Source organism: Belnapia rosea, assembly GCF_900101615.1.
Lineage (GTDB): Bacteria > Pseudomonadota > Alphaproteobacteria > Acetobacterales > Acetobacteraceae > Belnapia > Belnapia rosea.
The window spans coordinates 276,113-301,277 of the sequence record NZ_FMZX01000003.1 but is presented as its reverse complement, the minus strand read 5'-3'; the positions used below and the strand labels follow the sequence as shown (position 1 = coordinate 301,277).

At 71.5% G+C, this 25,165-nt stretch carries 24 protein-coding genes; 10 read left to right on the top strand and 14 right to left on the bottom strand.

Annotation, left to right across the window (positions count from 1 at the left end; translation table 11 throughout):
* The first annotated feature begins 144 nt into the window (after positions 1 to 144).
* Genes BLR02_RS10265 through BLR02_RS10250 form a run of 4 tightly spaced genes read left to right on the top strand, consistent with a single transcriptional unit; the run spans position 145 to position 4,974 of the window.
* Positions 145 to 1,425, top strand: a complete 1,281-nt coding sequence (locus tag BLR02_RS10265) for an amidohydrolase/deacetylase family metallohydrolase (RefSeq protein ID WP_090662816.1) — start codon at positions 145 to 147, stop codon at positions 1,423 to 1,425.
* Positions 1,422 to 3,737 carry a xanthine dehydrogenase family protein molybdopterin-binding subunit gene (locus BLR02_RS10260; RefSeq protein WP_090662814.1) on the top strand — a complete coding sequence of 772 codons (2,316 nt, stop codon included), beginning with the start codon at positions 1,422 to 1,424 and terminating at the stop codon, positions 3,735 to 3,737. The genes BLR02_RS10265 and BLR02_RS10260 overlap by 4 nt, the downstream gene beginning before the upstream one ends.
* On the top strand, positions 3,734 to 4,501 hold the full coding sequence (locus tag BLR02_RS10255; RefSeq protein ID WP_090662812.1) for an FAD binding domain-containing protein: 768 nt from the start codon (positions 3,734 to 3,736) through the stop codon (positions 4,499 to 4,501). The genes BLR02_RS10260 and BLR02_RS10255 overlap by 4 nt, the downstream gene beginning before the upstream one ends.
* A complete protein-coding gene (locus tag BLR02_RS10250; RefSeq protein WP_090662810.1) occupies positions 4,498 to 4,974 on the top strand; it encodes a (2Fe-2S)-binding protein in 477 nt (158 codons plus the stop codon). Before BLR02_RS10255 ends, BLR02_RS10250 begins: the two co-directional genes overlap by 4 nt.
* Here BLR02_RS10250 and BLR02_RS10245 read toward each other — a convergent pair.
* A complete protein-coding gene (locus BLR02_RS10245) occupies positions 4,967 to 5,440 on the bottom strand; it encodes a MarR family winged helix-turn-helix transcriptional regulator (RefSeq protein ID WP_218127904.1) in 474 nt (157 codons plus the stop codon). The genes BLR02_RS10250 and BLR02_RS10245 overlap by 8 nt on opposite strands.
* A gap of 4 nt (positions 5,441 to 5,444) precedes the next feature.
* Positions 5,445 to 6,113, bottom strand: a complete 669-nt coding sequence (locus BLR02_RS10240; RefSeq protein ID WP_090662806.1) for a phosphoribosyltransferase — start codon at positions 6,111 to 6,113, stop codon at positions 5,445 to 5,447.
* 80 nt (positions 6,114 to 6,193) lie between these two features.
* On the opposite strand from BLR02_RS10240, the gene rutD reads away from it, so the two are divergent.
* The 3 genes from rutD (at position 6,194) to BLR02_RS10225 (ending at position 8,821) form a co-directional block, all read left to right on the top strand.
* Positions 6,194 to 6,970, top strand: a complete 777-nt coding sequence (gene rutD, locus BLR02_RS10235; protein ID WP_090662804.1) for a pyrimidine utilization protein D — start codon at positions 6,194 to 6,196, stop codon at positions 6,968 to 6,970.
* Between the two features lie 43 nt (positions 6,971 to 7,013).
* Positions 7,014 to 7,730, top strand: a complete 717-nt coding sequence (locus tag BLR02_RS10230; RefSeq protein WP_090662802.1) for a sulfite exporter TauE/SafE family protein — start codon at positions 7,014 to 7,016, stop codon at positions 7,728 to 7,730.
* Between the two features lie 83 nt (positions 7,731 to 7,813).
* Entirely contained in the window at positions 7,814 to 8,821 is a 1,008-nt protein-coding gene (locus BLR02_RS10225; RefSeq protein ID WP_090662800.1) for an isopenicillin N synthase family dioxygenase, read from the top strand.
* 48 nt (positions 8,822 to 8,869) lie between these two features.
* Here the strand turns inward: BLR02_RS10225 and BLR02_RS10220 are convergent, their stop codons facing one another.
* Genes BLR02_RS10220 through ptsP form a run of 3 tightly spaced genes read right to left on the bottom strand, consistent with a single transcriptional unit; the run spans position 8,870 to position 14,064 of the window.
* Positions 8,870 to 10,570, bottom strand: coding sequence for a PTS fructose transporter subunit IIC (locus BLR02_RS10220; protein WP_090662798.1), 1,701 nt, complete (start codon positions 10,568 to 10,570; stop codon positions 8,870 to 8,872).
* Positions 10,571 to 10,579: 9 nt separating this feature from the next.
* Complete coding sequence (locus tag BLR02_RS10215) at positions 10,580 to 11,530, bottom strand: 1-phosphofructokinase family hexose kinase (protein WP_090662796.1); 951 nt, start codon at positions 11,528 to 11,530, stop codon at positions 10,580 to 10,582.
* Positions 11,530 to 14,064 carry a phosphoenolpyruvate--protein phosphotransferase gene (ptsP, locus tag BLR02_RS10210; RefSeq protein ID WP_090662794.1) on the bottom strand — a complete coding sequence of 845 codons (2,535 nt, stop codon included), beginning with the start codon at positions 14,062 to 14,064 and terminating at the stop codon, positions 11,530 to 11,532. The genes BLR02_RS10215 and ptsP overlap by 1 nt, the downstream gene beginning before the upstream one ends.
* Before the next feature lie 154 nt (positions 14,065 to 14,218).
* On the opposite strand from ptsP, the gene BLR02_RS10205 reads away from it, so the two are divergent.
* Entirely contained in the window at positions 14,219 to 15,220 is a 1,002-nt protein-coding gene (locus tag BLR02_RS10205) for a LacI family DNA-binding transcriptional regulator (protein WP_090662792.1), read from the top strand.
* Between the two features lie 9 nt (positions 15,221 to 15,229).
* Here BLR02_RS10205 and BLR02_RS10200 read toward each other — a convergent pair whose 3' ends face one another.
* From BLR02_RS10200 to BLR02_RS10170, 7 genes are read right to left on the bottom strand one after another with little or no spacing between them, the layout of a single operon-like run.
* Positions 15,230 to 15,571 (bottom strand): hypothetical protein, encoded by a 342-nt coding sequence (locus tag BLR02_RS10200; RefSeq protein WP_090569356.1) that lies wholly within the window; start codon positions 15,569 to 15,571, stop codon positions 15,230 to 15,232.
* Positions 15,568 to 16,647, bottom strand: a complete 1,080-nt coding sequence (gene mnmA / locus BLR02_RS10195; RefSeq protein ID WP_090662790.1) for a tRNA 2-thiouridine(34) synthase MnmA — start codon at positions 16,645 to 16,647, stop codon at positions 15,568 to 15,570. Before mnmA ends, BLR02_RS10200 begins: the two co-directional genes overlap by 4 nt.
* The gene (locus BLR02_RS10190) at positions 16,647 to 17,342 is read right to left on the bottom strand and encodes a TenA family protein (protein ID WP_245704725.1); all 696 of its coding nucleotides are present in this window, start codon (positions 17,340 to 17,342) and stop codon (positions 16,647 to 16,649) included. The genes mnmA and BLR02_RS10190 overlap by 1 nt, the downstream gene beginning before the upstream one ends.
* On the bottom strand, positions 17,335 to 17,664 hold the full coding sequence (locus BLR02_RS10185) for a ferredoxin family 2Fe-2S iron-sulfur cluster binding protein (protein ID WP_090569349.1): 330 nt from the start codon (positions 17,662 to 17,664) through the stop codon (positions 17,335 to 17,337). The genes BLR02_RS10190 and BLR02_RS10185 overlap by 8 nt, the downstream gene beginning before the upstream one ends.
* A gap of 1 nt (position 17,665) precedes the next feature.
* Positions 17,666 to 18,841, bottom strand: a complete 1,176-nt coding sequence (locus BLR02_RS10180) for a cysteine desulfurase family protein (RefSeq protein WP_090569346.1) — start codon at positions 18,839 to 18,841, stop codon at positions 17,666 to 17,668.
* Positions 18,842 to 18,858: 17 nt separating this feature from the next.
* Positions 18,859 to 19,935: a cysteine desulfurase family protein gene (locus BLR02_RS10175; RefSeq protein ID WP_090662788.1), complete on the bottom strand. Its 1,077-nt coding sequence runs from the start codon at positions 19,933 to 19,935 to the stop codon at positions 18,859 to 18,861.
* Complete coding sequence (locus BLR02_RS10170) at positions 19,932 to 20,414, bottom strand: Rrf2 family transcriptional regulator (protein ID WP_090569341.1); 483 nt, start codon at positions 20,412 to 20,414, stop codon at positions 19,932 to 19,934. The genes BLR02_RS10175 and BLR02_RS10170 overlap by 4 nt, the downstream gene beginning before the upstream one ends.
* A gap of 412 nt (positions 20,415 to 20,826) precedes the next feature.
* On the opposite strand from BLR02_RS10170, the gene BLR02_RS10165 reads away from it, so the two are divergent.
* Both BLR02_RS10165 and BLR02_RS10160 read left to right on the top strand, forming a co-directional pair.
* Entirely contained in the window at positions 20,827 to 21,495 is a 669-nt protein-coding gene (locus tag BLR02_RS10165; RefSeq protein WP_090569338.1) for an alpha/beta hydrolase, read from the top strand.
* Positions 21,496 to 21,569: 74 nt separating this feature from the next.
* Positions 21,570 to 22,520: a tripartite tricarboxylate transporter substrate binding protein gene (locus BLR02_RS10160; protein ID WP_090662786.1), complete on the top strand. Its 951-nt coding sequence runs from the start codon at positions 21,570 to 21,572 to the stop codon at positions 22,518 to 22,520.
* Here the strand turns inward: BLR02_RS10160 and BLR02_RS10155 are convergent.
* Both BLR02_RS10155 and BLR02_RS10150 read right to left on the bottom strand, forming a co-directional pair.
* The gene (locus BLR02_RS10155; RefSeq protein WP_090662784.1) at positions 22,517 to 22,846 is read right to left on the bottom strand and encodes a carbohydrate-binding domain-containing protein; all 330 of its coding nucleotides are present in this window, start codon (positions 22,844 to 22,846) and stop codon (positions 22,517 to 22,519) included. The genes BLR02_RS10160 and BLR02_RS10155 overlap by 4 nt on opposite strands.
* A gap of 113 nt (positions 22,847 to 22,959) precedes the next feature.
* Positions 22,960 to 25,101: a TonB-dependent siderophore receptor gene (locus BLR02_RS10150; RefSeq protein WP_176849483.1), complete on the bottom strand. Its 2,142-nt coding sequence runs from the start codon at positions 25,099 to 25,101 to the stop codon at positions 22,960 to 22,962.
* Positions 25,102 to 25,165 lie beyond the last annotated feature (64 nt).

The window sequence follows — 25,165 nt, the reverse complement described above, 5'->3', positions numbered from 1 at the left end:
TCCTGACGCTCAGGCGGCCGCCCAGGGCTTGGGCGCAGCCCGGGCCGACTGCCGAGAAAATGTGCGTGCAGCCACCTATTTCCGGCCTATCCTGCTGGCACATGGCTTGCGTGCAGCAGCCGCGAGACGAGGAGGCGCCAGCCGATGGACAACCGACCCTTCGACACCATCCTGCGCGGCGGCCGGGTGATCGACCCGGCCCAGGGCCTTGACGGCGTGATGGATGTCGCCGTGCGCGACGGCCGCATCGCCGCCCTCGGCAGCGCCATTCCCGGCCCCGCGACGCAGGTGGTCGAGGTTGCGGGCAAGCTCGTCCTGCCCGGGATGATCGACACCCACGCCCATGTCTACCGCTACGTCACTGGACGTTTTGGGCTGGATGCCGACATGGTCGGCGTCCGCTCCGGCGTGACGACGCTGGTCGATCAGGGCGGGCCCTCGGTGCTCACCTTTCCTGGCTTCCGCGAATACGTGGCGAACCAGGCGCGGAGCCGCGTGCTCGCCTTCCTCTCGGCCTATATGGTCGGCGGCCTCGAAGGGCATTACTACCCGGAGCTCTATCGCCCCGATTGCATCGCGGTCGAGGACACCATCCGCTGCGGCCAGGAGAATGCCGACCTGGTGCGTGGCATCAAGGGGCATGCCGAGATCGGCGGCTTCACCCGCTGGGGCGACGAGGCGATGAAGCGCGCCGCCGAGATCGCCCGCGGCCTCGACCGGCCGCTCTATATCCATTTCGGCCAGCTCTGGCCGCTGCCGGAGACCAACCAGCCTTATGACCCGGACGCGATCCTGCCGGAGATGCTGGAGATCATGCGGCCAGGGGATATCCTGGCGCATCCCTTCACCCGGCATCCCGGCGGCTTCGTCGACCGGCATGGCAAGCTGCATCCGGTGGTGCGGGAGGCCCTGGCGCGCGGGCTCAAGACCGATGTCGGCCATGGCTCGCACTTCTCCTTCAAGATGGCGCAGCTGGTGCTGGAGGCGGGCGTCGTGCCGGATACGCTCGGCGCCGACATGCATGGCTACAACACCACGCTGCCCAAGCCGCGCGGCACGCCCGAGACGCATCCCGACACGGAGGAGATGCACCTCTTCGCCGGCAAGCAGAATTTCTCCCTGGCCTCGGCGATGACGAGCATGCTGGCGCTCGGCCTGCCTCTCGAGCAGGTGGTGCCGATGGTGACCTCCAACTGCGCCGCCATGCTGCGGATGGAGGAGGAGATCGGCACGCTGCGGCCGGGCATGGTGGCGGATGTCTCCGTCCTCAGCGACGAGCGCGGCCGCTTCCTGCTGCAGGACAACGAGGGCACCCAGGTAGTGGCCGAACGGCTGCTGCGCCCCGCCTTCTGCCTCCGCGCCGGCGAGCGCTTCGAGGCCGATGCGGCAATCCTGCCACGGCCCGTCCTCGCGGAAGCGGCGTGACCGAGCAGGGAGTCGGCGCCTCGCTCCGCCGCAAGGAGGACGCTCGCTTCCTCCACGGCCGCGGCCGCTATGTCGGCGATATCGCGCCGCGCGGGCTGCTGGAGGTCGCCTTTCTCCGCAGCCCCGTGGCGCATGCGCGACTGACCGGCATCGGCAAGCCCGAAGGCGCCGAGGAGCGCGTCTTCGCCGCGGCCGACCTGCCCGAGATCGGCCCGATCCGTGCCAACAGCGCCCTGCCCGGCTTCCGTGCCTCGGACCAGCCGGCGCTCGCCACCGGCAAGCTGCGCCATGTCGGCGAGCCCATCGCCGCCTGCCTTGCCGCAAGCCGGGCGGAGGCGGAGGATCTCGCCGCCGCCTGCCGGCTGGACTACGAGCCGCTGCCGGCCGTCGCCGACATGCTCACCGCCCGTGCCCCCGGCACGCCGCTGATCCATGAGCATTGGCCGGACAACGCCTTCCTCGAGACGCGGCGGGATGAAGACCTGTCGGATCTCGACGCCGTCGCCGCCGCCAAGGTGGTGCGCCGGCTGCGCACCGCCCGGCAAAGCATGGCGCCGCTGGAAGGCCGCGGCGTCCTCGCCGAATGGGACCCGCGGCTGGAGCAGCTCATCCTCACCAGCTCCACCCAGATGCCCCATGTGACGAAGACCGGACTCGCCGAATGCCTCGGCCTCGACGAGGGCCAGGTGCGCGTCATCGCCCCCGATGTCGGCGGCGGCTTCGGCTACAAGGGGATCCTGCTGCCGGAGGAGCTGGTCTGCGCCGCCCTCGCCATCCGCCTCGGCCGCCCCGTGCGCTGGCTGGAGGACCGGTTGGAAAGCCTCACCGCCCATGCCAATTGCCGCGAGCACCACTACATCGTCACCGCCTGGGCCGATGCCGGGGGGCGGCTGCTCGGCGCCGAGGTGGATGCGACCGTCGATGCCGGCGCCTATTCCTGCTACCCCTTCAGCGCCTGCCTCGAGGCGGCGCAGATCGGCTCGATCTTCCCAGGCCCCTATACGCTGCCGCGCTTCCGCTACCGCACCGTCTCGGCCTGCACCAACAAGCCGCCGATCCTGCCGTATCGCGGCGTCGCCCGCACCGGCGTCTGCTACGCCATGGAGACGACGCTGGACGCGCTGGCCCGCAAGCTCGGCCTGAGCGCGGAGGCGGTACGCCTGGCCAATCTCGTCCCCCCCGAGGCGATGCCCTACCGCAACCTCGTCGGCAAGGTGTTCGACAGCGGCGACTATCCGGAGGCCGTGCGGCGCGCGGTGGCAGCGGTGGATGTCCCCAGGATCCGGGCACGGCAGGCGGCCGGCGAATGCGTGGGCTTCGGCCTGTCGGTCTTCTGCGAGCAGGGCGCGCATGGCACCAGCGTCTATCATGGCTGGGGCATTCCCTTCGTCCCCGGCTATGAGCAGGCCCAGGCGCGCTTCACGCCCGATGGCGTGCTGGAGCTCCGCACCGGCGTGCACAGCCATGGCCAGGGGCTGGAGACGACGCTGGCGCAGGTCGCGCATGAGGTGCTCGGCGTCGACCCCGCCCGCGTCCGCCTGGTGCATGGCGACACCGCGCTGACGCCCTATTCCACCGGCACCTGGGGCAGCCGCGCCATGGTCATGGCCGGCGGCGCGGTGGCCGAGGCCTGCCGCCTGCTCGGCGAGCGGGCCATCGCCATCGGCGCCGCGCTGCTGCAGGCGGAGCCGGGCACGGCCACGCTCCGCAACGGCGCCGTCCAGGCCGGCGAGGCCAGCATCAGCCTCGACCAGATCGCCCGCACCTGGTTCCGCCACCCGCAGAACCTGCCGCGCGACGTGGACAAGGGCGGGCTTGAGGTGACGGCGGGCTACCGGCCGGACCCGGATACCGGCACGCACTCCTATGCCTGCCACGCCGTCACGGTCCGGATCGAGACGGAGACCGGCCTCGTCACCATCGAGGATTACGTCGTCGTCGAGGATGGCGGCAGGCTGGTGAACCCGATGATCGTCGATGGCCAGGTGCTCGGCGGCACGGCGCAGGGCATCGGCACCGCCCTGTATGAGGAGATGCCCTTCGACGCCGAGGGCCAGCCCCTTGCGGGGACGCTCGCCGATTACCTCCTCCCCGGCGCGACCGAGGTGCCCTCCATCCGCATCGACCATATGGAAACGCCGAGCCCCTGGACCCGCTTCGGCCAGAAGGGCATCGGCGAGAGCGGCGCCATCGGCCCGCCGGCCGCAATCATCAATGCCATCAACGATGCCCTCGCCCCGCTCGGCGCCGAGGTGACGGACTTGCCGGCAACACCGGCCCGCCTGCTCGCCGCCATCGAGGCCGCGCGATGAAGCCTGCCGCCTTCGACTATGCGAGGCCCGCCGACTGGCCCGCCGCGCTCGCGCTGCTGGCCGGGGGCGCGCGGCCCATGGCCGGCGGCCAGTCGCTCGGCCCCATGCTGAACCTCCGCCTCGCCCAGCCGGAGCGCGTCGCCGATCTCCGCCACCTGCCGGGCTATGCCGGCGTCGAGGTGCAGGGGGAGGCCATCCGCATCGGCGCCGGCACCACCCATGCCGCGATCGAGGATGGCGCGGTTCCCGGCCGGCTCGGCGCCATCCTGGCCGGCGTTGCGCGGCGCATCGCCTATCGCCCGGTACGGAACCGCGGCACCATCGGCGGCAGCCTGGCCCATGCCGATCCGGCGGCCGACTGGGTGGCCGTGCTGCCCGCCTTCCCCGGCCATGCCGTGGCCCTCGGCCCGTATGGCGAGCGCCGCATTCCCCTCGCCCGCTTCGTCACCGGCGTCTTCGAGACGGCGCTGGCGCCGGGCGAGCTGCTGCGGGCCATCGAGCTGCCCGTGCTGCCGGAGACCGCGCGCTGGTCGCACTGGAAATTCTGCCGCAAGCCCGGCGAGTTCTCGAAGGCGACCGCCTGCCTGCTCGCCCTGCCCGATGCACCGCCGCGCCTGGTGCTGGCCGCGCTCGATACCGCCCCGCTGGTGATCGAGGATGCGACGGGGCTCGACCCGGCAGCCCTGGTCACCAGCATCTCCGATCCCTGGCGGCGCCGGCTCGCCCTCACCGCCCTCCGCCGCGTCCTGGAAGGGGCCGCATGACCCGCCGCCCGATCACCCTGACCGTCAATGGCCGCGCCGAGACGGTGCTGGCCGAGCCGCGCACCCATCTCGCCGACCTGCTGCGCGGCGAGCTGCTGCTGACCGGCACCCATATCGGCTGCGAGCACGGCGTATGCGGTGCTTGCACGGTGGAGGTGGATGGCGCGCCGGCGCGGTCCTGCATCCTCCATGCCGGCGCCTGCGAGGGGTCCGGCATCCGCACCATCGAGGGCTTCGACGCCGACCCGGTGATGGCCGCGCTGCGCGAGGCCTTCTCCGCCGAGCATGCGCTGCAATGCGGCTACTGCACGCCGGGGATGCTGGTCACGGCGCGCGACATCGTCCTCCGCCTGCCCGAGGCCGACGAGGCGCGGGTGCGGGAGGAGCTGGCGGGGAATCTCTGCCGCTGCACCGGTTATCGCGGCATCGTCCACGCCATCCTGCGCGTGCTGGCGGAGCGACGCGCTACCTGACCCGCGGCGGCGGCGCCTCCAGCGGGTCGGTCTCGTCCACCAGCCTTCGCAGCATACGCATCAGCAGCGCCCTTTGCCGCGGCGGCAAGGGTGCTACCAGCCGCTCATGCGCCCGCGCCGCGCTCTCCTGCATGGCCGCATAGACCTCGCCGCCCCGTTCGGTGAGCGTCAGCAGCCGCGTTCGCCGGTCCCGCCCCGGCCCGACCTGCAGCAGCCCCGCCGCCTGCAGCCGCTTGATGACATCCGCCGTGGTGAAGCGGTCCAGCCGCAACCCGCTCGCCGCGCTGCCCTGGTCCATCCCTGGCGCAGCGGCGACCAGCGTCAGCAGGCTGTACTGCACCGGCGTCACGCCGAAGGCGCCGCATTCCTCCTGGAACATCGCCGAATGGATCTGGTGCAGCCGCCGCACGAGCACGCCGGGGCGGTCGAGCAGCAGCGAGGCGGCAGCGGGCTGGTCCTTCGGCATGGCGTTACAGGGCGACATCCCGCGGGGCCGTCTCCGGCATCGGCACCCAACCCTCGGGGGTGGGGCGGTAGAGCGGCGTGGCGAAGGCGGCGACGAGCGGCACCTCGCCGGGCCAGGCGGCCCGCCAGCGATCCCCCTGCGCCATGGCGACGCAGGCGGCGGCGGGCCGCACCCCCGCCTTCGCCAGCAGTTCCAGCCCCGCCAGCGCCGAATGCCCGGTCGAGATCACGTCGTCCACCAGCAGCACCCGCCGCCCCTCGATACGTGCGACCAGCCTCGGATCAAGCCAGAGCCGGCGCGACACCGGCGTGGTGGAAGAGGCGAGCGGCACGGACAGCCCCTCCTCGTACCAGAGCTTCCGTGAATAGCCGGGTGCGACCCAGTTCGAATGCCCCAGCGCCTCCGCCACCAGGGGACCGAAGACATGGCCGAGCGTCGGCAGGCCGACCACCACCTCCGGCGCGAAGCGTGAGGCCGCGTCGGCCATCCAGCCCGCCAGCCGTCGCGCCACAGCGAAGGAGGCCTGGTTGGCGATCAGCCCGGTGACGCCGACCGCGCCATAGTCGCGCAGCGGCAGGCGAAGGGCGGAGCCGTCCGGCATCGGCACCAGCGCATCCGCCCGGCGCGGGGCCTCCATGCCGATCGGTGCCTCGAATTCCTGCCAGAACGCCATCGGCGGCAAGATGCCAGCCGGGGGGCTTGGCGGCAACGCCGGCACGGGGCTTGCTGCCCCGCCGAGCCGAGGAGAACCGCATGCCGCTCCATTACAGCATCGCTGGCCGCGCTGATGCCGCCGAGACCATCCTGCTCTCCGCCGGGCTTGGCGGCGCGGCGGGATTCTGGGCGCCGCAGATGGAGGCGCTGTCGTCGCGCTTCCGCATCCTGCTCTTCGACCAGCGTGGCACCGGCCGCAACGCGGCGCCGTTGCCGGAGCCATACAGCATCGCCGCCATGGCCGAGGATGCGGTCGAGGTGATGGATGCTGCCGGCATCGGCCAGGTGCATGTCATGGGTCATGCGCTGGGCGGGCTCGTCGGGCTGGAGCTGGCACGGCGCCATCCGGCCCGGATCGGTCGGCTGGTGCTGGTGAATGCCTGGGCCAAGGCAGACCGGCATACGGAGCGCTGCTTCGAGATCCGCCTCGGCATCCTGCGCAGCCAGGGGCCGGCCGCCTATGTCGCGGCCCAGCCGCTGTTCCTGCACACCGCACCCTATCTCTCGGAGAATCACGACCGGATCCTGGCCGAGATCGCGCATGGCACGGCCCACTTCCAGGGGGCGGAGAACCTGCTGCGGCGCATCGCCGCCCTGCGCGCCTTCGACGCCCGGGCCGACCTGCCGCGCATCACGGCCCCCACCCTGGTCGCCGCCTCGCGCGACGATCTGCTGGTGCCCTGGACCGCCTCCCGGACCCTGGCGGAAGGGCTGCCCAGGGCCCGCCTCTGGCTGACCGCCGAGGGCGGCCATGCCTTCACGGTCGAGCAGCCGGCGCCCTTCAACGTGGCGATGATGGAGTTCCTCACCGACTGATCCCGATCAAGGACGGGCGCCACCCGCCGGCCCATATGGAGGAATGCTCAGCTCCTGCCTCCATGCCCTGGATGCGCTCGGCCCGGACGGGCTGCCGGCGCTGATGGGGGCGCTGTTCCTGGCCGGCCTCGCCGGCGGCGCCAGCCACTGCGCGGCGATGTGCGGGCCCTTCGTGCTGGCGCAGGTCGCCTCCGGCGGAAGCCTCGGCGGCGGCACACTGGCGCGCCTCTCCGGGGCGCTGCTGCTGCCCTACCATCTCGGGCGCGGGCTCGGCTATGCGGCGCTGGGCGGGGCGGCGGGAGGCCTCTCCGCCGTGGCGGCGAGTCTGCCGGGGCTCGCCTGGGTGCCGGCGCTGCTGCTCGGCCTGGCGGCGCTGGCGATGCTGGCCCAGGCCGTGCCGGCGATATCCTTGCCCTGGCCGCGCAGGGGCTTCGGGGCGGTGGTCACGCCGCGCCTCGGCGGGTTGCTGCGGGCGCCCGGAGCCGGCCGCTCCTTCGTGCTTGGCCTGCTGCTCTCCGCCCTGCCCTGCGGGCTGCTCTACGCGGCCCTGGCCGGGGCGGCTGCGAGCGGCAGCGCATTGGCGGGTTCGCTCGCCATGGCAGCCTTCGTTCTGGGCACCATGCCGGCGCTGGTCGCTCTCGCCCTGCTTGGCCGCTTCTTCCGCCGCCGGGCAGAGCCGCTCCTGCGCCGCGTCGCGCCCTGGCTCTATGGCTTCAACGCGGTGGTGCTGCTGGCGCTCGCCGTGCGGCTGGTGGTCTGAACGGGCGAGAAGGACGGAGCCGGTCTTCCCTGCCGCAGCGGGCCGACCTAGCCTCGACCGGCGATGCCCGCTGGAGAGACCTCATGAGCCATGCCGCGCCCGAGCCCCGGATTCCCCGCATGATCGGCAGCATGCCGGTGATCGATGTCTCGGCCTGGCTGGCTGGGGAGCCCGGTGCGCTCGAGCGCATCGCTGGCGAGCTCCGCTATGCCTGCGAGCAGGTGGGCTTCTATTTCCTCACCGGCCACGGCATCCCGCAGGCGGCGATCGAGCGCGTCATGGCAGCGGCGAAACGCTTCCATGACCAGCCGCTCGACGAGAAGATGAAGCTCAAGGTGAATCAGGAGACGGTCGGCTACCTGCCCATGAAGGGCAGCACGACCCGCACCAGCAAGGTGAACCTGAACACCAAGCCCAATCTCAACGAGGCTTTCTTCCTCAAGCGGGAGTCGGAGGAGGAGGCCACCCGGCTCGGCCGGCCGCCCGGCCATCGCAACCAGTGGCCGGAGAACCTGCCCGGCTTCCGCGAGGATACGCTGGCCTATATGGGCATGATGGAGGAGCTGGGGCGGCAGCTGGTGCCGGTCTATGCCCGCGCCCTCGGCATGCCGGCCCATCATTTCGACGCGGCCTTCGCCAGGCCGGGCATGACGCTCCGGCTGTCCCATTACCCGCATACCGAGGTGCTGGAGGACAACGAGTTCGGCCTGGCGCCGCATACCGATGGCAATTTCGCCACCTTCCTGCCGCCCAACCCGGTCAGCGGCCTGGCGATCCGGCTGAAGGACGGCGGCTGGTTCGAAGTGCCCTACATGGAGGGCGCCTTCGTCGTGAACACCGGCGACATCCTGGCGCACTGGTCGAATGACGTCTTCGTCTCCACGCCACACCGTGCGGTCAACCGCTCGGGGGAGGAGCGCTACGCGATGCCCTTCTTCCTCAATGCCAACCCGCAGACGGTGGTCGAATGCCTGCCGAGCTGCCAGGGGCCCGACCGCCCGCCGAAATACGAGACCATGACGGTCGAGGCTTATTCGGCCTGGTTCCAGCGCACCAACTACCCGCATTTGCAGAAGGAAAAGGCTGCCTAAGGCCAACCCGCTGCGGCCGTGGCAAGGGCCAGGGCCGCAGCGCCGCCATCAGGCCAGGGCCACCGCCGGCCGCTTCAACAGCCGCAACGCCAGGGCCGTCACCACCGTCCCCGCCAGCAGCGCCACCACATAGCCGCCGAGCTGCGACACCGCATTCGGGATCGGCAACACGAAGACGCCGCCATGGGGCACGCGAAGCTCCGCCCCGACCGCCATGGAGATCGCCCCTGCCACGGCCGAGCCCGCGACCAGCGCCGGGATGACGCGCAGCGGGTCCTTCGCCGCGAAAGGGATCGCTCCCTCCGAGATGAAGGCGAGGCCGAGCACGCCGGCCGCCGGGGCCGCCTCGCGCTCCTCCGGGGTGAAGCGGTCGCGGAACAGGAAGGCGGCCAGTGCCAGGCCGAGCGGCGGCACCATCCCCGCCACCATGGCCGCCGCCATCGGGCTGTAGACCTGGCTCGCCAGCAGCCCGGTCGAGAAGGCATAGGCCGCCTTGTTCACCGGCCCGCCCATGTCGAAGGCCATCATGCCACCGAGCAGCAGGCCGAGCAGGATCGCCCCGCTGCCCTGCATGCCGCGCAGGAATTCGGTGAGCCAGGCGAGCGCCACCGCCACCGGGCCGCCGGCCACGTAGATCAGCGCGAGGCCGGTGATGAGTGCGCCCAGCACCGGCAGGATCAGCACCGGCTTCAACCCCTCCAGCGTCCGCGGCAGGCGCAGCGCGCGGTTGAGCCAGGTGACCGAGTAGCCGGCGACGAAGCCGGCGACGATGCCGCCGAGGAAGCCGGCATTGAGCTGGGCGGCGATCATCCCGCCGATCATCCCGGGCGCGATGCCCGGCCGGTCGGCGATGGAATAGGCGATATAGCCGCCGAGCGCCGGCACCATCAGCGCCAGCGCGGCCTTGCCGCCGATCTGGAACAGCGCCCCCGCCAGCGTGTCCCGATGCGCGTCGTCGAAGGCGTAGATGCCGCCCAGCGCGAAGGCGAGCGCGATCAGCAGCCCGCCCGCCACGGTGAAGGGCAGCATGAAGGAGACGCCGGTCATCAGGTGCTTGTAGGGGCCGCTGAGCGAACGCTTCCCGGCGGCCGGCGCGGCCGATGCCGTGGCCTGCGCCCCGCCCTGCTCCGTCGCCTCGGCCAGCGCCCGCGTCACCAGCGCCTGACCGTCGTTGATCGCGGCCTTGGTGCCGCTGAGGAAGACCCGCTTCGCCCCGAAGCGGGAGAGATCGACCTGGGTATCGGCGGCGATCAGCACCAGGTCGGCGGCGGCGATCTCCTCCGGCGTCAGCGCGTTCTGCGCACCGACCGAGCCCTGGGTCTCCACCCGGATCTGGTGGCCAAGCGCCTTCGCCGCCCCCTCCAGTCCTTCGGCGGCCATGAAGGTATGGGCGATGCCGGTCGGGCAGGAGGTGATGGCGACGATCCTTTGCCCCCGCGCCGCTGCCGGAGCAGGCACGCCGCCATCGAGCCGCGCCAGCACACCGGCTGGATCGGCCAGCACCTCGGCGATGCCGGCATGGATCGCCTGCATCCCGGCGAGCCCCGCCGGCGCCGCGGCCTCTCCCACCAGCAGCAGCGCGTCGGCCGTGGGCGATGCGGGCAGCGGGGAGATGACGCCCCGCTCCGTCCGCACCTCCACGGCAAGGTCGCGCCCACCGCGCCGTGCCGCCTGACGCAGTGCCTCGGCCGCCAGCATGGCCTGGACAGGGTTGCCCCCCGCCTCCACGACCGCGATGATTCGAGACATGGTTTTCTCCTAGGCCACAGGCTCGACAACGAGCATGGCGGCGATCTCCTCCACCGCCGCCCGCCCCGGCAGTTGCGCACCCGGCTTCTGTAACTTGGCCACCGCGAACCCCGTCGCGCGGCAGGCCAGCGCCACCAGCCCCAGACCCTCGGCGAGGCCGGTGGCGATGCCGGCGACCATCGCATCCCCCGCGCCGACGCTGCTGGCGGCGATGGCGAGCGCCGGTGGCTGCACCATCACGGCTTCGCCGGCCGTCACGAAGAGCGCGCCTTCCGCCCCAAGCGAGACCACCACCAGCCGCACCCCACGCCCGACCAGCCCGCGCGCCACCTCAAGCAGCGCCGCCCGGTCCGGCAGGGCGCGCCCGGCCCAGCCTTCCAGCTCATGCCGGTTCGGCTTCACCGCATGCGGCAGCACCGGCGCATCCAGCACGGCGGAGAGCGCCGCGCCGCTGGCATCGACGACGACGCAGGCCCGCTGCTCCACCAGAAGGCCTACGAGATCCGCATAGGTTTCGGCCGGGAGGCCGGGCGGCAGGCTGCCGGCGAGCACGGCGACCGTTCCCTTCCCGACCGCCACATGCAGCGCCGCCAGCGCCTCCTCCAATGCTGCCGGCTCCGGCTCCGTGCCGGGCAGGTTGATGTCGGTGGTGGCGCCGGCCTCGCGGTCGAGCAGCTTGACGTTGGTCCGGGTCTCGCCCGGTATGCGCACGCAGCAATCCTTGATGCCGCGCGCGGCGAAGAGCGCACGGTAGGGCGCGTCATTCGCCTCGCCGAGCAGCCCGGTTGCCGTCACCGGCACGCCCCAGTCGGCGAGGCAGGCGGCGACGTTGACGCCCTTGCCTGCCGGGTGCCGCGTGGCGCCTCGGGCAAGGTTGACCGATCCGGGCCTGAGCGCCTCCAGCTCGATCGTCTGGTCGATCGCCGGGTTGAGCGAGAGGGTAACGAAAGGCGCCGCCATCAGGCAGCCGCCTGCGGCGCCGGCCGCGTCATGGCTTCGAGCTCCATTTCCAACTCCCGCACCTCCGCTGCCGTGCCGCAGGCGATGGCCTGGCCCGCCAGCGCGCGCAGCGCCGGCAGGGTGGCACCGCGCAGCACCGCCTTCACCGCGGGGATGTCGCGCGGCGTCATCGAGAGTTCCGCGACACCGAGCCCTGTCAGCAGCGCCGCGCCGAAAGGCTCGCCTGCCAGGCCGCCGCAGACGCCGACCCAGCGGCCATGCCGCGTTGCCGCCTCCACCGTCTGGGCGATCAGCCGCAGCACGGCCGGGTGCAGGCTATCCGCCTCCGCCGCCAGTTCCGGGTTCTGCCGGTCGATCGCCAGCACGTATTGGGTGAGGTCGTTGGTGCCGACCGAGAAGAAGTCGACATGCCGCGCCAGCGCATCGGCCTGCACCGCCGCCGCAGGTACCTCCACCATGATGCCGACCGGCACCTCGGGCGCACCGACCTCCGCGCGGATGCGCTCGCAGGCGGCCCGCAGCGCCACGACCTCCGGCACCGACGTCACCATCGGGAACATGATGGAGAGCGGCCCGCCCGCTGCCGCGGCCCGGTAGAGGGCGCGCAGCTGCGGCTCCATCAGATCAGGCCGGCGCAGCAGCAGCCGCGCGCCACGGACACCGAGGAAGGGGTTGGCCTCCACCGGCAGCCGGAGATGCGGCACCTGCTTGTCGCCGCCGATATCGAGGGCGCGGACGATCAGCCGCCTTCCACCCAACGCCTCCAGCATGGCGCGGTAGGTGGCGTACTGGTCCTCCTCGTCCGGCGTCTCGCCACGCTCGAGGAAGAGGAATTCCGTGCGCATCAGCCCCACGCCCTCGGCCCCCTGGGCAAGGGCGAAGGCAGCCTGGTCCGGCAGGTTGATGTTGGCGGCAACCTCGATGCGGTGGCCGTCCCGCGTTGCCGCCGGCTCGGCCCGCTGCGCCGCCTCCCGCGCCCGCTGCTCCGCCTGGGCGGCGAGGAAGGCACGGGCAGAGGCGAGGTCGGCCTCATCGGGCGCGAGGTGCAGCCGGCCGGTGGCACCGTCCAGCACCGCCTCCACCCCCGGCGTCAGCTCCATCAGCCCGGGCCCGCCCGCGACCAGCGCCGGCAGGCCGAGGGTGCGGGCGAGGATGGCGGTATGCGAGGTCGGCCCGCCCGTCGCCGTCGCCAGCCCGACCACGCGCCTGGGGTCCAGCCCGGCCGTATCCGAAGGTGCCAGATCCTCGGCGACGAGGATGACGCCGCCTTCCGGCAGGCCAGTGAGCGAACCGCCGGCCAGGGCGGGGTCGATCTGCGTCAGCACCCGCCGCCCGACATCGCGCAGGTCGGCCGCCCGCCCGGCCAGCACCGGGTTGCCGAGCGCCGCCAGTCCGGCCGCCACCCGCTCCACCGCCTGGTGCCAGGACCAGGCGAGGCCATGGCCTTCGACCATGAGCTGGCAGGTGGTGGTGATGAGGTCCGGGTCCTCCAGCAATTCGGCATGGGCGCGGAAGATGGCGGCCTCGCCCGGGCCGAGGCGGCGGGCGGTGTCGTCCTCCAGCGCCTTCAATTGGGCACGCGTGCCGCGGATCGCGGCCTCCAGCCGCGCGCCGCCCTCGGCCAGCGGCAGCGGGGTATCCGGGATCGTTGCCTCGGCATTGGTGAGGACATGGATGCGGCCGATGGCGAGCCCCGGGCTGGCACCGATGCCGGCCAGCGTGACGAGCGGGCCGGCCGGCCTCCAGCCCTGCGCCGGCCCCGCCGCGCGCTTCGTGGCCTGCGCCGCATCCGCCCGCTCCTGCGCGCTGAGCCCGGTGATGGCGGCCCGCATCCGCGCCAGCCCGGCCGCGGTCGCGGCGGAGACGGTGATCCGGTCGCCGGCCTTCAGCCCCAGTTGCAGCAGGCCGATCAGCGCCGCGGCATCCGCCGCCTGGTCGCCATGCCGCACCTGGACGCGGCAGCCAGCGGCGCGGGCGGCCTCCACCCAACGCGTCGCCGGACGGGCATGCAGGCCGGCGGGGTAATCGACCGTCCAGTCCCAGCGCTCGGCGAGGTCGGTCGTGGGGGCACCCGGCGCGGCTGCCTCCGGCTCGGCGCCGAGGGCGGCGATGATCGCCTCCGGGTCATCGGTGGTGAACAGGGCCTGGAGCCGCGCCGGCTCGTTCAGCAGGCGGGTGAGGCGGCGGAGGATGGCGATGTGCTCGTCGGAGGCGGCGGCGATGCCGATGACGAGATGCGCCACCTGACCGGGATTCCACTCGATCCCGTCCCGCACCTGCAGGATGGCGAGGCCGTTGCGCCGCACCATGCCCCGGTCCGCGCCCATGCCATGCGGAATGGCGACGCCATGGCCGAGATAGGTGTTCGCCGCCCCCTCGCGCCGCTCCATGCTGCCGGCATAGCCAGGCTCGACGCAGCCGGCGGCAGCGAGGAGCTGGGCCGCCTCGGCGATGGCAGCGGACTTGCCCGCCGGGCGGGCATCGAGCCGGACCAGCTCGCGGCTGATCGGCATGGGTGATGCGGCGATGGCCATCCGGACGTTCCTGCCTCTGCTTGGTTGGGTTGAATGAAATCGTTCCCAGTCGCCATGTCAAAGCAAAAATGGAGTTTCAGGTCCGATACTGGTTGCGAGATGACATGACGTCGGGCAAGGTTTGGGCGGATTTTGTGGAACCGTTTGCAGCCGCATGACCGCCAGCATCAAGGATGTCGCCCGGGCTGCCGGGGTCTCGCCGGCCACCGTCTCCCGCGCCCTCGGCAAGGGGCCGGTCAGCGAGGCGCTACGGGCCCAGGTGATGGAGGCGGTGCGCGTCACCGGCTACCGCCCGAACCTCGCCGCCCGCCGCCTGCGCTCGCAGGAGAGCGGGACGATCGGCCTCATCCTCGCCGATATCGGCAACCCCTTCTTCACCGGCGTCGCCCGCGCGGTGGAGGCCGCCGCCTATGAGGCCGGCCTCCGCGTCCTGCTCTGCAACACCGACGAGGATCCGGAGCGCGAGGCCAGCTACCTGGCGCTGATGCAGGAGGAGCGGGTGACGGGGCTGATCCTCGCCCCCACCCGCGCCACTGCCGATCGCCTGGCCGAGGCGCCGCCCGCCATGCCCGTGGTGCTGATCGACCGCCCCGGCCCGGCCGGCCTGTTCGACTCCGTCCTGCTCGACAATGCCGCGGCCAGCGCCGCGCTGGTCGATCATCTGGTGGCGCAAGGCTACCGGCGGATCGCCGGGCTCTTCGGCCAGACCAGCGGCACCGGGGTCGAGCGGGCGGAGGGCTACCGGGCCACCATGGCACGGCACGGTCTGGCCCCCTCCTGGCGCTTCGTGCCGCCGCAGGCCGAGGCAGCGGAGGCGGGCTTCGCCGCGCTCTCCCGGGAGGGCCAGCCGGAGGCGGTGCTGGCCAGCAACTCCCTGCTGCTGATGGGGACCCTGCAGGCGGTGCGCGCCAAGGGGCTCCGCATCCCGGCCGATCTGGCGCTCGCCGGCTTCGACAACGAGCCCTGGACCGGGCTGGTGGAGCCCGGGGTGACGGTGATCGAGCAGCCGCTGGCGGAGATCGGCCGGCAGGCCATGGCGCTGCTGTTCGAACGGCTGCGGGCGCCGGATGCGCCGGTGCGGAAGGTGATGCTCAGCGGCCGCGCCATCCTGCGCGGCTCGACCGCGCCGCGGCGAGTCCTGGCCTCGATGCTCTGACCAGGCGCCCTACTGGCCGTCCAGCTTCTTCACCGCCTTGCGCAGCAGCCAGCCGTGGAAGCCCGGCACCTTGCCGATCGCATCCCGCAGCGCCTTGAGCTCTCCCTCGGCGCGCGACTTGGCGATGGCGGCCTCCACCGCCTGCCCCCGCGCCACCTGCTGGCCCTCCTCCAGCACGGCGATGCGCCGCGCCGCATAGGCCTCGACGCCGCCCTTCTCGAATTCCTGGAGACTCGCTTCCGCCCTGGCGAGCTTCGCCCGGGTCTCGGCCAGTTCCGCCTCGAGCTGCACCAGGCGGCGGCCCTGGCCCCTGGCTCCCTTCGGCTTGGCCGGGCGCGGCGGGCGGGTCATGCCGCCTCGCGCCGGATGAAGCCGCCGCCCAGCACCCGCTCCCCGTCATAGACCACGCAGGCTTGGCCAGGCGCGGCAATGGCTGGCGAATCCGGGGTGACGCGCAGCAGGCCCGCCGCCGCATCCCAGCGCACCGTCGCCGGCTGAGGCACCTCCCGCGCGCGGAGCTTCACCTGGCAGGACAGCGGGAGGTTCGGCGGCTCGGCCAGCCAGTTCACCTCGGCAGCCGCGATCTCCGGCTGCGGCAGCGCCGCCCGCGGCCCGACGACGACGCGCCGCCGCCCCGGCTCCACCGCCGCGACATAGAGCGGCTGGTCCCCGTCGCGGGAGGCCTGGCCGAGGCCACGCCCCTGGCCAACCGTGTAGCGGGCGATGCCGGCATGGCGCCCGAGCACGCGCCCGTCGAGATGGACGATCTCGCCCGGCTCCGCCGCGTCCGGCCGGAACTTCGCCACCACGTCGGAATAGCGCCCCTCCGGCACGAAGCAGATATCCTGGCTGTCCGGCTTCTCGGCCACCGCAAGGCCAAGGCGAGCCGCCTCTGCCCGCACCGCTGCCTTGTCCGGCATGGCGCCGAGCGGGAAGCGGCAGAAATCGAGCTGCGCCTGCGTCGTGGCGAAGAGGAAATAGCTCTGGTCCCGCGCCGGATCGGCGGCCCGGTGCAGCTCGGCGCCGCCCGGCCCATCGACGCGCTGCGCGTAATGTCCGGTCGCCAGCGCCTCGGCACCGAGATCGCGGGCGAGGCCCACCAGATCCTCGAATTTCACCGTCTGGTTGCAGCGCACGCAGGGGATGGGCGTCTCGCCTCGGGCATAGCTGTCGGCGAAATCCTGCACCACGGCGTCGCGGAAGCGGCTTTCCCGGTCCAGCACGTAATGCGGGATGTCGAGCGCATCGGCCACGCGCCGGGCATCATGGATGTCCTGCCCGGCGCAGCAGGCGCCCTTACGGCTGGTCGCCGCGCCGTGGTCGTAGAGCTGCAGGGTAGCGCCGATCACCTCATGGCCCTCGGCCTTCAACAGGCCGGCGACCACGCTGCTGTCGACACCCCCGGACATGGCCACCAGGATGCGCATCAGGCTGCGTCCAGCCCCTGCTGCCAAAAGCGCGCCTCCAGGCGTGCCGCTTCGGCGAAGGTGGCCGAGAGGATGGCGAAGCGGGGCGAGCCGCCATGGCTTTCGCCCAGAGCATCGATCCGGAGCGCCGCCGCCCGCGCCATCGCCTGGTAGTCCGGCGCCGCATAGGCGTCGATCCAGCTCTGATACGGGTTGCCCTCCCGCATGCGGTGCGGGTCGGCCAGTATCCGCAGGGCCACCTCGCCATAGCCGACGGTGCAGGGCGCGAGCGCCACTTCGAGGTCGAGGATGTCCCCCGCCAGGCCGCGATCGATGACGTATCGGGTATAGCTCACCGTCTCCGCGCTCTCCGGCGTGCCGACCACCTCGGCTTCCGACAGGCCCCATCCGGCGCAGTAGCCGAGATGCAGCTGCGTCTCGGCCAGGATGGCGGCGATGGAGGCGGTCTTGTCGCGCATCGCCTGGATGCTCTCGGCCTTGAAGACCGCCAGCGCCTTGGCCCGGGCGAAATGGATGAGGAACAGGTAGTCCTGGATCAGGTAGCGGCGGAAGGCCGCCAGCGGCAGCGTCCCGTCCGAGAGGCCCTGGACGAAGGGATGCCAGGTATAGGCCGCCCAATCGCCCGCGCAGGCTCCGCGCAGCCGCCGGAACAGCCCGCCCTCAGCGCCGAAATCAGCCCAGGGAGTATCAGCCACCGGCATTCCTGGTGCCGGAGGGCAGCTTCACCACCAGCCCGTCCAGCGCATCGGTCATGATGATCTGGCAGCCGAGGCGGCTCGTCTCCTGCAGGTCGAAGGCGAGGTCGAGCATGTCCTCCTCGTCCTCGGTCGGCGCTGCAAGCTTCTTGAACCAACCGCCATCGACGACGACGTGGCAGGTCGAGCAGGCGAGCGAGCCCTCGCAGGCGCCCTCGATATCGACGCCATGCTTGTGCGCGATCTCCAGCACCGAGAGGCCGAGCGGTGCCTCGACTTCCCGCCTGGTGCCGTCCCGCTCGACGAAGGTCATCTTGGGCATTCTACCTGCTTGCTCCAGCCACGGCCGCATGCCAGCCGGCGGCAAGCGCTGCCGCGGCCCGGTCCACATCTGCGGGCGAGGTAAAGCGGCCGATCCCGATCCGCAAGGTGGCGCGTGCCTCCGCCTCCGGAATCCCGAGTGCGCGGAGCACATAGGAGGGCTCGATCGCCGCCGAGGAACAGGCCGAGCCGGTCGAGACGCAGACCTCGGGCGCCGCTGCCATCAGCGCCTGGGCATCGATTCCACCGGGGAAGGTGATGTTGAGGTTGCCCGCCACGCGCCGCTCGGCATGGCCATTCACCCGGATCTCCGGCACCTCGGCCCGTAGCGCAGCGAGGAAGCGGTCACGTTGCCCGGCAATCCGCCCGGCATCCAGCATCGCCTCCACGCCCGCCACTCGCGCCGCCTCGCCGAGCCCGACGACCAGCGGCGCCGGCAAGGTGCCGGAGCGCAGACCCCGCTCCTGCCCCCCGCCGGAGAAGAGCGGCGCGAGCCGCACGCGCGGCCGCCGCCGCACATAGAGGGCGCCGATGCCCTTCGGCCCATAGATCTTGTGGCCGGACATCGACAGCAGATCGGCCTGGATGTCCTCCACATCGAGCGGGATGCGCCCGACTCCCTGCGCCGCATCGGTATGGAAGAGGGCGCCGGCCGCCTTGGCGATCGCGCCGATGGCCTCGAGGTCCTGCACCACCCCGATCTCGTTGTTCACCGCCATGACGGAGACGAGCAGGGTCCGGCCATCCACCGCTTCCCGCAGCAGGTCGAGATCGAGCAGCCCATCCGGCCCGACCGGCAGCACCACCGGCTCGAACCCCTCCGCGGCCAGATCCCGCACGCTCTCCAGCACGCATTTATGCTCGGTGGCCAGGGTGATGACGCGCCGCCGCTCCGTCCCCTGCCCTGCGGCGAAGCGGGCGGCGCCTTTGATGGCGAGGTTGTTGGCCTCGGTCGCGCCCGAGGTCAGCACGATCTCCCGTGCCTCGGCGCCGATCAGCCCGGCCAGCTCGGCCCGCGCCGCCTCCACCGCCTCCTCGGCCTCCCGCCCCATGGCGTGCTCGACGCTATGGGGGTTGGCGAAATTCTCCTCCCACCAGGGCCGCATGGCGGCCAGCACCCGCGGGTCGAGCGGCGTGGTGGCGTGGTTGTCGAGATAGACGGGGCGGTTCGGGCGCATCACCCCATGGTGGGGCCTCAGGCGGCACTTTTGGAGAGGCGCCGGCGCATGGCAGACCATGCCTCGAGGAAGCGCTCCGCCGCATCCTCGGGCGCATTCCAGGGCAGCGAGACGCGGATGCCGCAGCCGGCGAGCGGGCCGAGACCCATCGCCGCCAGCACCGGGCTCCGGGCCACCTTGCCCGAGGAGCAGGCCGCCCCGGCCGAGACGCGCACGCCGGCGAGGTCGAGGGCGATCACCTGCGTCTCGGCCGGGACGCCGGGGAGGATGATGCAGGAGGTATTCGGCAGGCGCGGTGCTCCGGCACCGGCGATGATGGCCTCGCCGCCCAGGCCCGCCTCGATCCGGTCGCGCAGCGCGGCCAGCCGCCCGGCCTCGTCCGGCTCCGCCAGTGCGGCGGCGAGGCCGGCAATGGCCGGCAAGGGCTCGGTCCCACCCCGCCTGCCGCGCTCCTGCCCCCCGCCCGCGATCAGCGCCGGCAGGTCGAGCCCAGGCCGGAGCAGCAGCGCCCCCGCACCCGGCGGCCCGCCGAGCTTGTGGCCGGAGATCGCCCAGCTATCGGCGCCTTGGGGCAGTGGGATACGCCCCGCGGCCTGTACCGCATCCATATGGAGAAGGGCGCCATGCGCCTGGCAGAGCGCCGCCACCGCAGCGACCGGGTGCAGGACCCCCGTCTCGTTGTTGGCGGCCATCAGGCAGACCAGCGCGGGCGGCCCCTCGGCCAGCAGCCCCTTCAGCACCTCCAGATCCACTTGCCCATCCTCCAGCACCGGGATGGAGGTCGCCCCAGGCCCCGCCGCCGCCAGCACGGCCGGATGCTCGGTCGCCCCGACCAGCACCCGCCTGCCCCGGCCGAGGCCATGGATGGCGAGCGCATTCGCCTCCGTCCCGCCGCCGGTGAAGACCACATCGCCCGGCCGCGCCCCGAAGCGCCTGGCCAATGCCTCCCGTGCTTCCTCCAGGCGGCGGCGGGCCGCCCGGCCGGCGCCATGCACGGCGGAAGGGTTGCCGCCCATGTCCAACGCCGCGATCACCGCCGCCCGGGCCGCGGGCCGCAGAGGCTCGGTCGCGTTCGCATCGCAATAGAGGGTCATTCCGCTACCTGCACCCGCGGGGTGTTGGCTCGCCCGGCGATCCGCCCGGCGATGACATCGGCCAGGGTGACATGCTGCAGGAAAAGGCGGATCTGCTCGCCGAGTTCTTCCCAAAGGTCATGGGTGAGGCAGCGCTGCCCTGCCAGGCAGCCGGGTGAGCCCTCCTCGCAACGGGTGGCCCGCAGCGGCTCATCGACAGCATCGACGATGGCAGCAACCGCGATCTCCTCCGGTGGCCGGGCCAACCGGTAGCCGCCGCCCGGGCCGCGCGCGGATGCAACGAGACCGGCGCGGCGAAGATGTCCGAACAATTGTTCGAGATAGGCGACCGAGAGCAATTGGGCACCCGCGATATCCGCCAGGGAAACTGGCCGCGGCATGGGATTCGCAACCCTTCCAGCGGCTTCGCACCCCCACTGCCGCGCTGCGAGTTCGACCATGGCCATGACGGCATAGCGACCACGGGTAGAAAGTCGCATTGCATAACCCTCTTTTTACGGGCGCTCTGGCTGTGTTGCACCGGGCCCCGACGCAGGAACATGGGGGGCATGCCTTGAATCCGTTATGAAACTCGGAGTCAGGTGCCTATATTCCCGTCACCCTCGGATCAGGGAGACTGTCCGGGGTTGCCGACCATGAACCGGAGACGTAGCTGCGCGATGAAACACATCCCGTCCGGGAGCGTCGCATCGATCAGGCTATTTTGTCCGACCAGCCCGGTCAACTATTGGGCCGGACGGGCGGACCAGGACATGGAGAGCGGTTGGCCCCTGGCCAACGAGGACTTCCCCATCAAGCGTCCTTGCGCGCTTGGCCTGTCGGCGGGCTGGTACACCACCCCGTCGGCAGCCCAGACGCGCAGGGCACAACCGGAATTGGACCCACGGGACGATGCCTGAGGTCATGTTCGCCGGCCCTGACGGCCGGCTCGAAGGCCGCTATCACCATTCGAAGCAGGCCAATGCGCCGGTCGCGCTCCTGCTGCACCCGCATCCGCTGCATGGCGGAACGATGAACAACCGGGTGATTTACGCTCTGTACCAGCGCTACCAGGCCATGGGCTTCTCCGTCCTCCGCTTCAACTTCCGCGGGGTCGGCCGGAGCCAGGGCCGTTATGATGGCGGGATCGGCGAGATCTCCGATGCCGCCTCGGCACTCGACTTCCTCCAGGCAGTGAACCCGAATTCCCACAGCCTCTGGGTCGCCGGCTATTCCTTCGGCGCCTATGTTGGGATGCAGCTGCTGATGCGCCGGCCGGAGATGGGCGGCTTCGTCTCCATCAGCGCGCCGGCCAGCCATTACGACTTCGGCTTCCTCGCCCCCTGCCCCTGCAACGGCCTCATCCTGCACGGTGCGGCGGATGAGCTGGTGCCGGAGTCCTCGGTGAAGAAGCTGGTCGACAAGCTCAACACGCAGCGCGGCATCACCATCGACTACCGTGTGATGCCGGGCGCCGGTCATGTCTTCACGCCCGAGGAAACCGAGCGTGTTGTCGACATGGCGGAGGACCATGTGAACAGCCGAATGAACCGCAGCCGGATGGCGCTCGCCGCCGACTGATCGCGGCATCGCAGCTTGCGGGATCGAAGGCCGGCGGGGACACTCGCCGGCCTTCGCCAATTCGGGGAACACCGATGCTGCAACGCCGTCACCTGCTGGCCGCCCCGGCTCTCATCCTGGCCCGGCCGGCCCGGGCGGAGTGGCCCGACAAGCCACTCTCCATGGTGGTGGCCTTCGCCGCCGGCGGCGGGACGGACCTTGCGGCCCGCACCATCGCCCGCTTCCTCGAACGCGAGCTGGGCCAGCCCGTCGTGGTGGTGAACCGGCCCGGCGCCGGCGGCGAGATCGGCTTCACCGAGCTGGCGCGCGCCAAGCCGGATGGGCTGACCATCGGCTTCATCAACACGCCGCATATTGTCACCCTGCCGATCGAGCGGCGCACCCGCTTCCGGCTCGAGGACTTCACGCTGATCGGCAATATCGTGGACGATCCTGGCGCCTTCTACGTGCTGACCGACAGCCCCTATCGCAGCCTGGCCGATGTCATCGCCGCGGCCCGGGCGCAGCCGGAGACGATCAGCTACGGCAGCACCGGCATCGGCTCCGACGATCATCTCGCGGTGCTGGCCCTGGAACGCCTGGCCGGCATCCGCCTGCTTCACGTGCCCTATGGTGGCAGCGCCCAGGTGAAACAGGCGCTGATCGGCCGGACCATCGCCATCGCCTCGATGAATGTCGCCGAGGGCGTGCATGAGAGCCGGCAGGGGCTCCTGCGCATGCTCGGCCAGATGGGCGAACGCCGGACCGATGTGGCGCCCGAGATTCCGACCTTCCGCGAGGCCGGCTTCGACGTGGTGGAGGGTTCGATGCGGGGCATGGCGGCACCCGCCGGGCTGCCGTCCGCCATACTGCAGCGCCTTTCCCTCGCCGTCCGCCGCGTGGTCGAGGAGGCGGAATTCCAGACCAGCGCGGAGCAGCAGGCGCTGCCGCTCCGCTTCCTCGGCCCGGATGAGTATCTCGGCGAACTCACCGCGCTGCGCGAGAAGTACCAAGCCCTCTGGGCGCGGCACCCCTGGCGGGACTAGCCCGTCCGCGGCGCCGCCGCGTCGGGCGAACAGCATGCGGCATTCGCCGCCGTGCCGGTATCGGCGAAGGTGAAGCCGACAGGGCCGTTCCGGGTCAGGTCGGCGGTGCTCTTCGCCAGCTCCACGCCGTTGCAGGTGATGCCGCTGGCATGCAGGGTCCGGTCGGTGGCCGCGCTGCCGCCATACTCATCGTTCAGGAACCTGACCGTCAGCTTGTGGCTGACGGCAGACCAGTTGCCCTTCATGGTGGCGATATCGTCCTGTCCCGCGGTGTGGGAGGCGCTGGCCGTCAGCACGCCACCGATCTGCTGGCCATCGACGCTGATGGGTCTACCGGGCGTTGCCGTTTAGGCATCCTGGCTGATCCTCAGCACCAGCGCATCGCTGCCGATCGCCTTGGTGACGGCGGATGAGCTGTCCGGCATCGGCGGCTTCGCCTTTACCAGCGATAGGCGAGCGTCGCGTAGACGGCCCGGCCGGAGCCATAGTAGCAGCTGCCCTGGCAGGCCTGCACGTAGCGTTCATTGCCAAGGTTCTGCGCGTTCACCATCAGCCGCCACTGCTTCCAATCGGCGCGCGCCATGCCGTCGAACAGCGTGTAGCTCGGCACATGGAAGATGGGCGCGCTGGCCGAGGGCGTGTTGTTGCCAAGGGTATTGCCGATGTAGCGCACGCCGCCGCCAAGGCCGAAGGACAGGTCGTCCGTCACCCGCCAGGTATAGTCGCCCCAGAGCGAGGCCATGTGGTTCGGCACCGCGGCCGGGCGGCGGCCGAGTGAGGCGGTCGTGCTCCTGGTCACCTCCGCATCCTGGACGGTGAAGGCGGCGATCAGGTTGAAGCCGGGGAAGAGATTGGCCCGTGCTTCCAGCTCCGCCCCGCGCACGCGAACCTCGCCGGTCTGGATGCTGTAGGTCGGGTTCAGCGTATCCGTCGTTGCCACGTTCTGCTGCGTCAACTCAAAGAGCGCGCCGCTGATGAGGCTGTTGGAGCCGGGCGGCTGGTATTTCACGCCGGCCTCCACCTGCTCGCCGGTCGTCGGGCGGAAGGCCCCGCCGCCGCGCGCCGGCGCATAGGTGCCAATGGCGGGCAGGAAGGAGGTCGCGTAGCTGACATAGGGCGAGACGCCGGAATCGAAGGCGTAGAGCAGCGCGGCACGGCCGGTGAAGGCGGCATCGCGCTGGCTGGAGTTGCGGCCTGTCACCTGGTTGCTGGTGCCGGTATCCGCCCAGTCCTGCCGGCCCGTCAGCGTCAGGATCCAGCGGTCGAGGCGGATCTGGTCCTGCGCATAGAGGCCGATCTGTTGCTGCATCTGGTCGGTCAATGTGGCCGAGGTGGCACCGCGCGGCAGCGTCGGAAGGCCGATGCCATAGACCGGCGCATAGACATCGAGTGACCGGGCATTCGCCAGGTAGCTCCGCGTATTCGCATGCAGCAGCCGCAGGTCGAGGCCGGCCAGCGCGGTGTGCTCCAGCGGCCCGGTGCTGAAGCGCCGCTCCGCCTGGTTGTCGAGCGCGAAGGAGTAGTAGATCGGCCGCACCGTGTTCGCCACGCGCTGCACCACCCGCTGCTGCGTCGCCGGGCTGTAGCCATTCGCATAGATCGTGTTGTAGTCGATCTCCTGATAGGTGGCGCGCATGGTCTGGCGCAGTGTCCAGTCCTCGTTCGGCCGGTGCTCGAGGATGTAGCCGATGCCGTATTGGCTCTTGCGGTAGCGGTCCCAGTCCGGCTCGCCGGTGGCGCGGCCAACGCGGATGCGCCCATTCGGGTTCGGCAGCACGGTCCCCTGCGGCGGCAGCCACTGGCCGGTGATGCCCGTATCGTCCCGCATGTAGCTGGCGAGGAAGGTCACGCTGGTCTGGGCGCTCGGCCGCCAGGTGAGCGAGGGCGCGAGGTAGATGCGGTTGTCGCGCCCGCCATCGACGAAGGTGTCGGAGTCCCGCACCAGCCCGTTGAGGCGCCAGAGCAGGGAGCCGTCCTCGTTGAGCCGGCCACCGACATCGAAGGCGCCCTGCAAGCGGTTGAAGCTGCCGCCCTGGAACGCGACCTGGTTGACCTGGTCCGGCTGCGGCACTTTGCTGATGGCGTTGACGATGCCGCCGAGATTGGCCTGGCCGTAGAGCGCCGAGCTGGTGCCGCGCAGCAGCTCGACCCGCTCCATCCCCCAGGGTTCGATGCGGAAGCCATAGGCCGGTGCCACGGTGGGGACGCGAAGGCCGTCGAGGTAGATGTCGGCGGTGAAGCCGCGCACGGAGAAATACTCGCCGCGCGTGTCGAAGCTCGAGGAGAAGCCGCCCGGACTGTAGCGCAAGGCCTCGACGATGGTGCGGACATTCTGTGTCTCGAGCTGGTCCCGCGTGATGACGGAGATCGATTGCGGCGTCTCGACCAGCGGCGTGTCGGTCTTGGTGCCGGTCGCGCTGCGTCGCGCGACATAGCCGGGAACTGGCCCACGGGCGGTCTCTCCGCTGCCCTCCACATCGAGGATGGGCAGTTGCACCGCGGCCTCCTGCGCGACGGCGGGCAGGGCGAGCAGCGCGGCGGCAAGCAGGGCGGAGGCCCGCATGGTTGGGATGGGTCGCATTCCATCTGATCCCGGCATGGTTGACGTAAGGCCTGGATGACAGGCCGTTCATGCCGTTAATGCG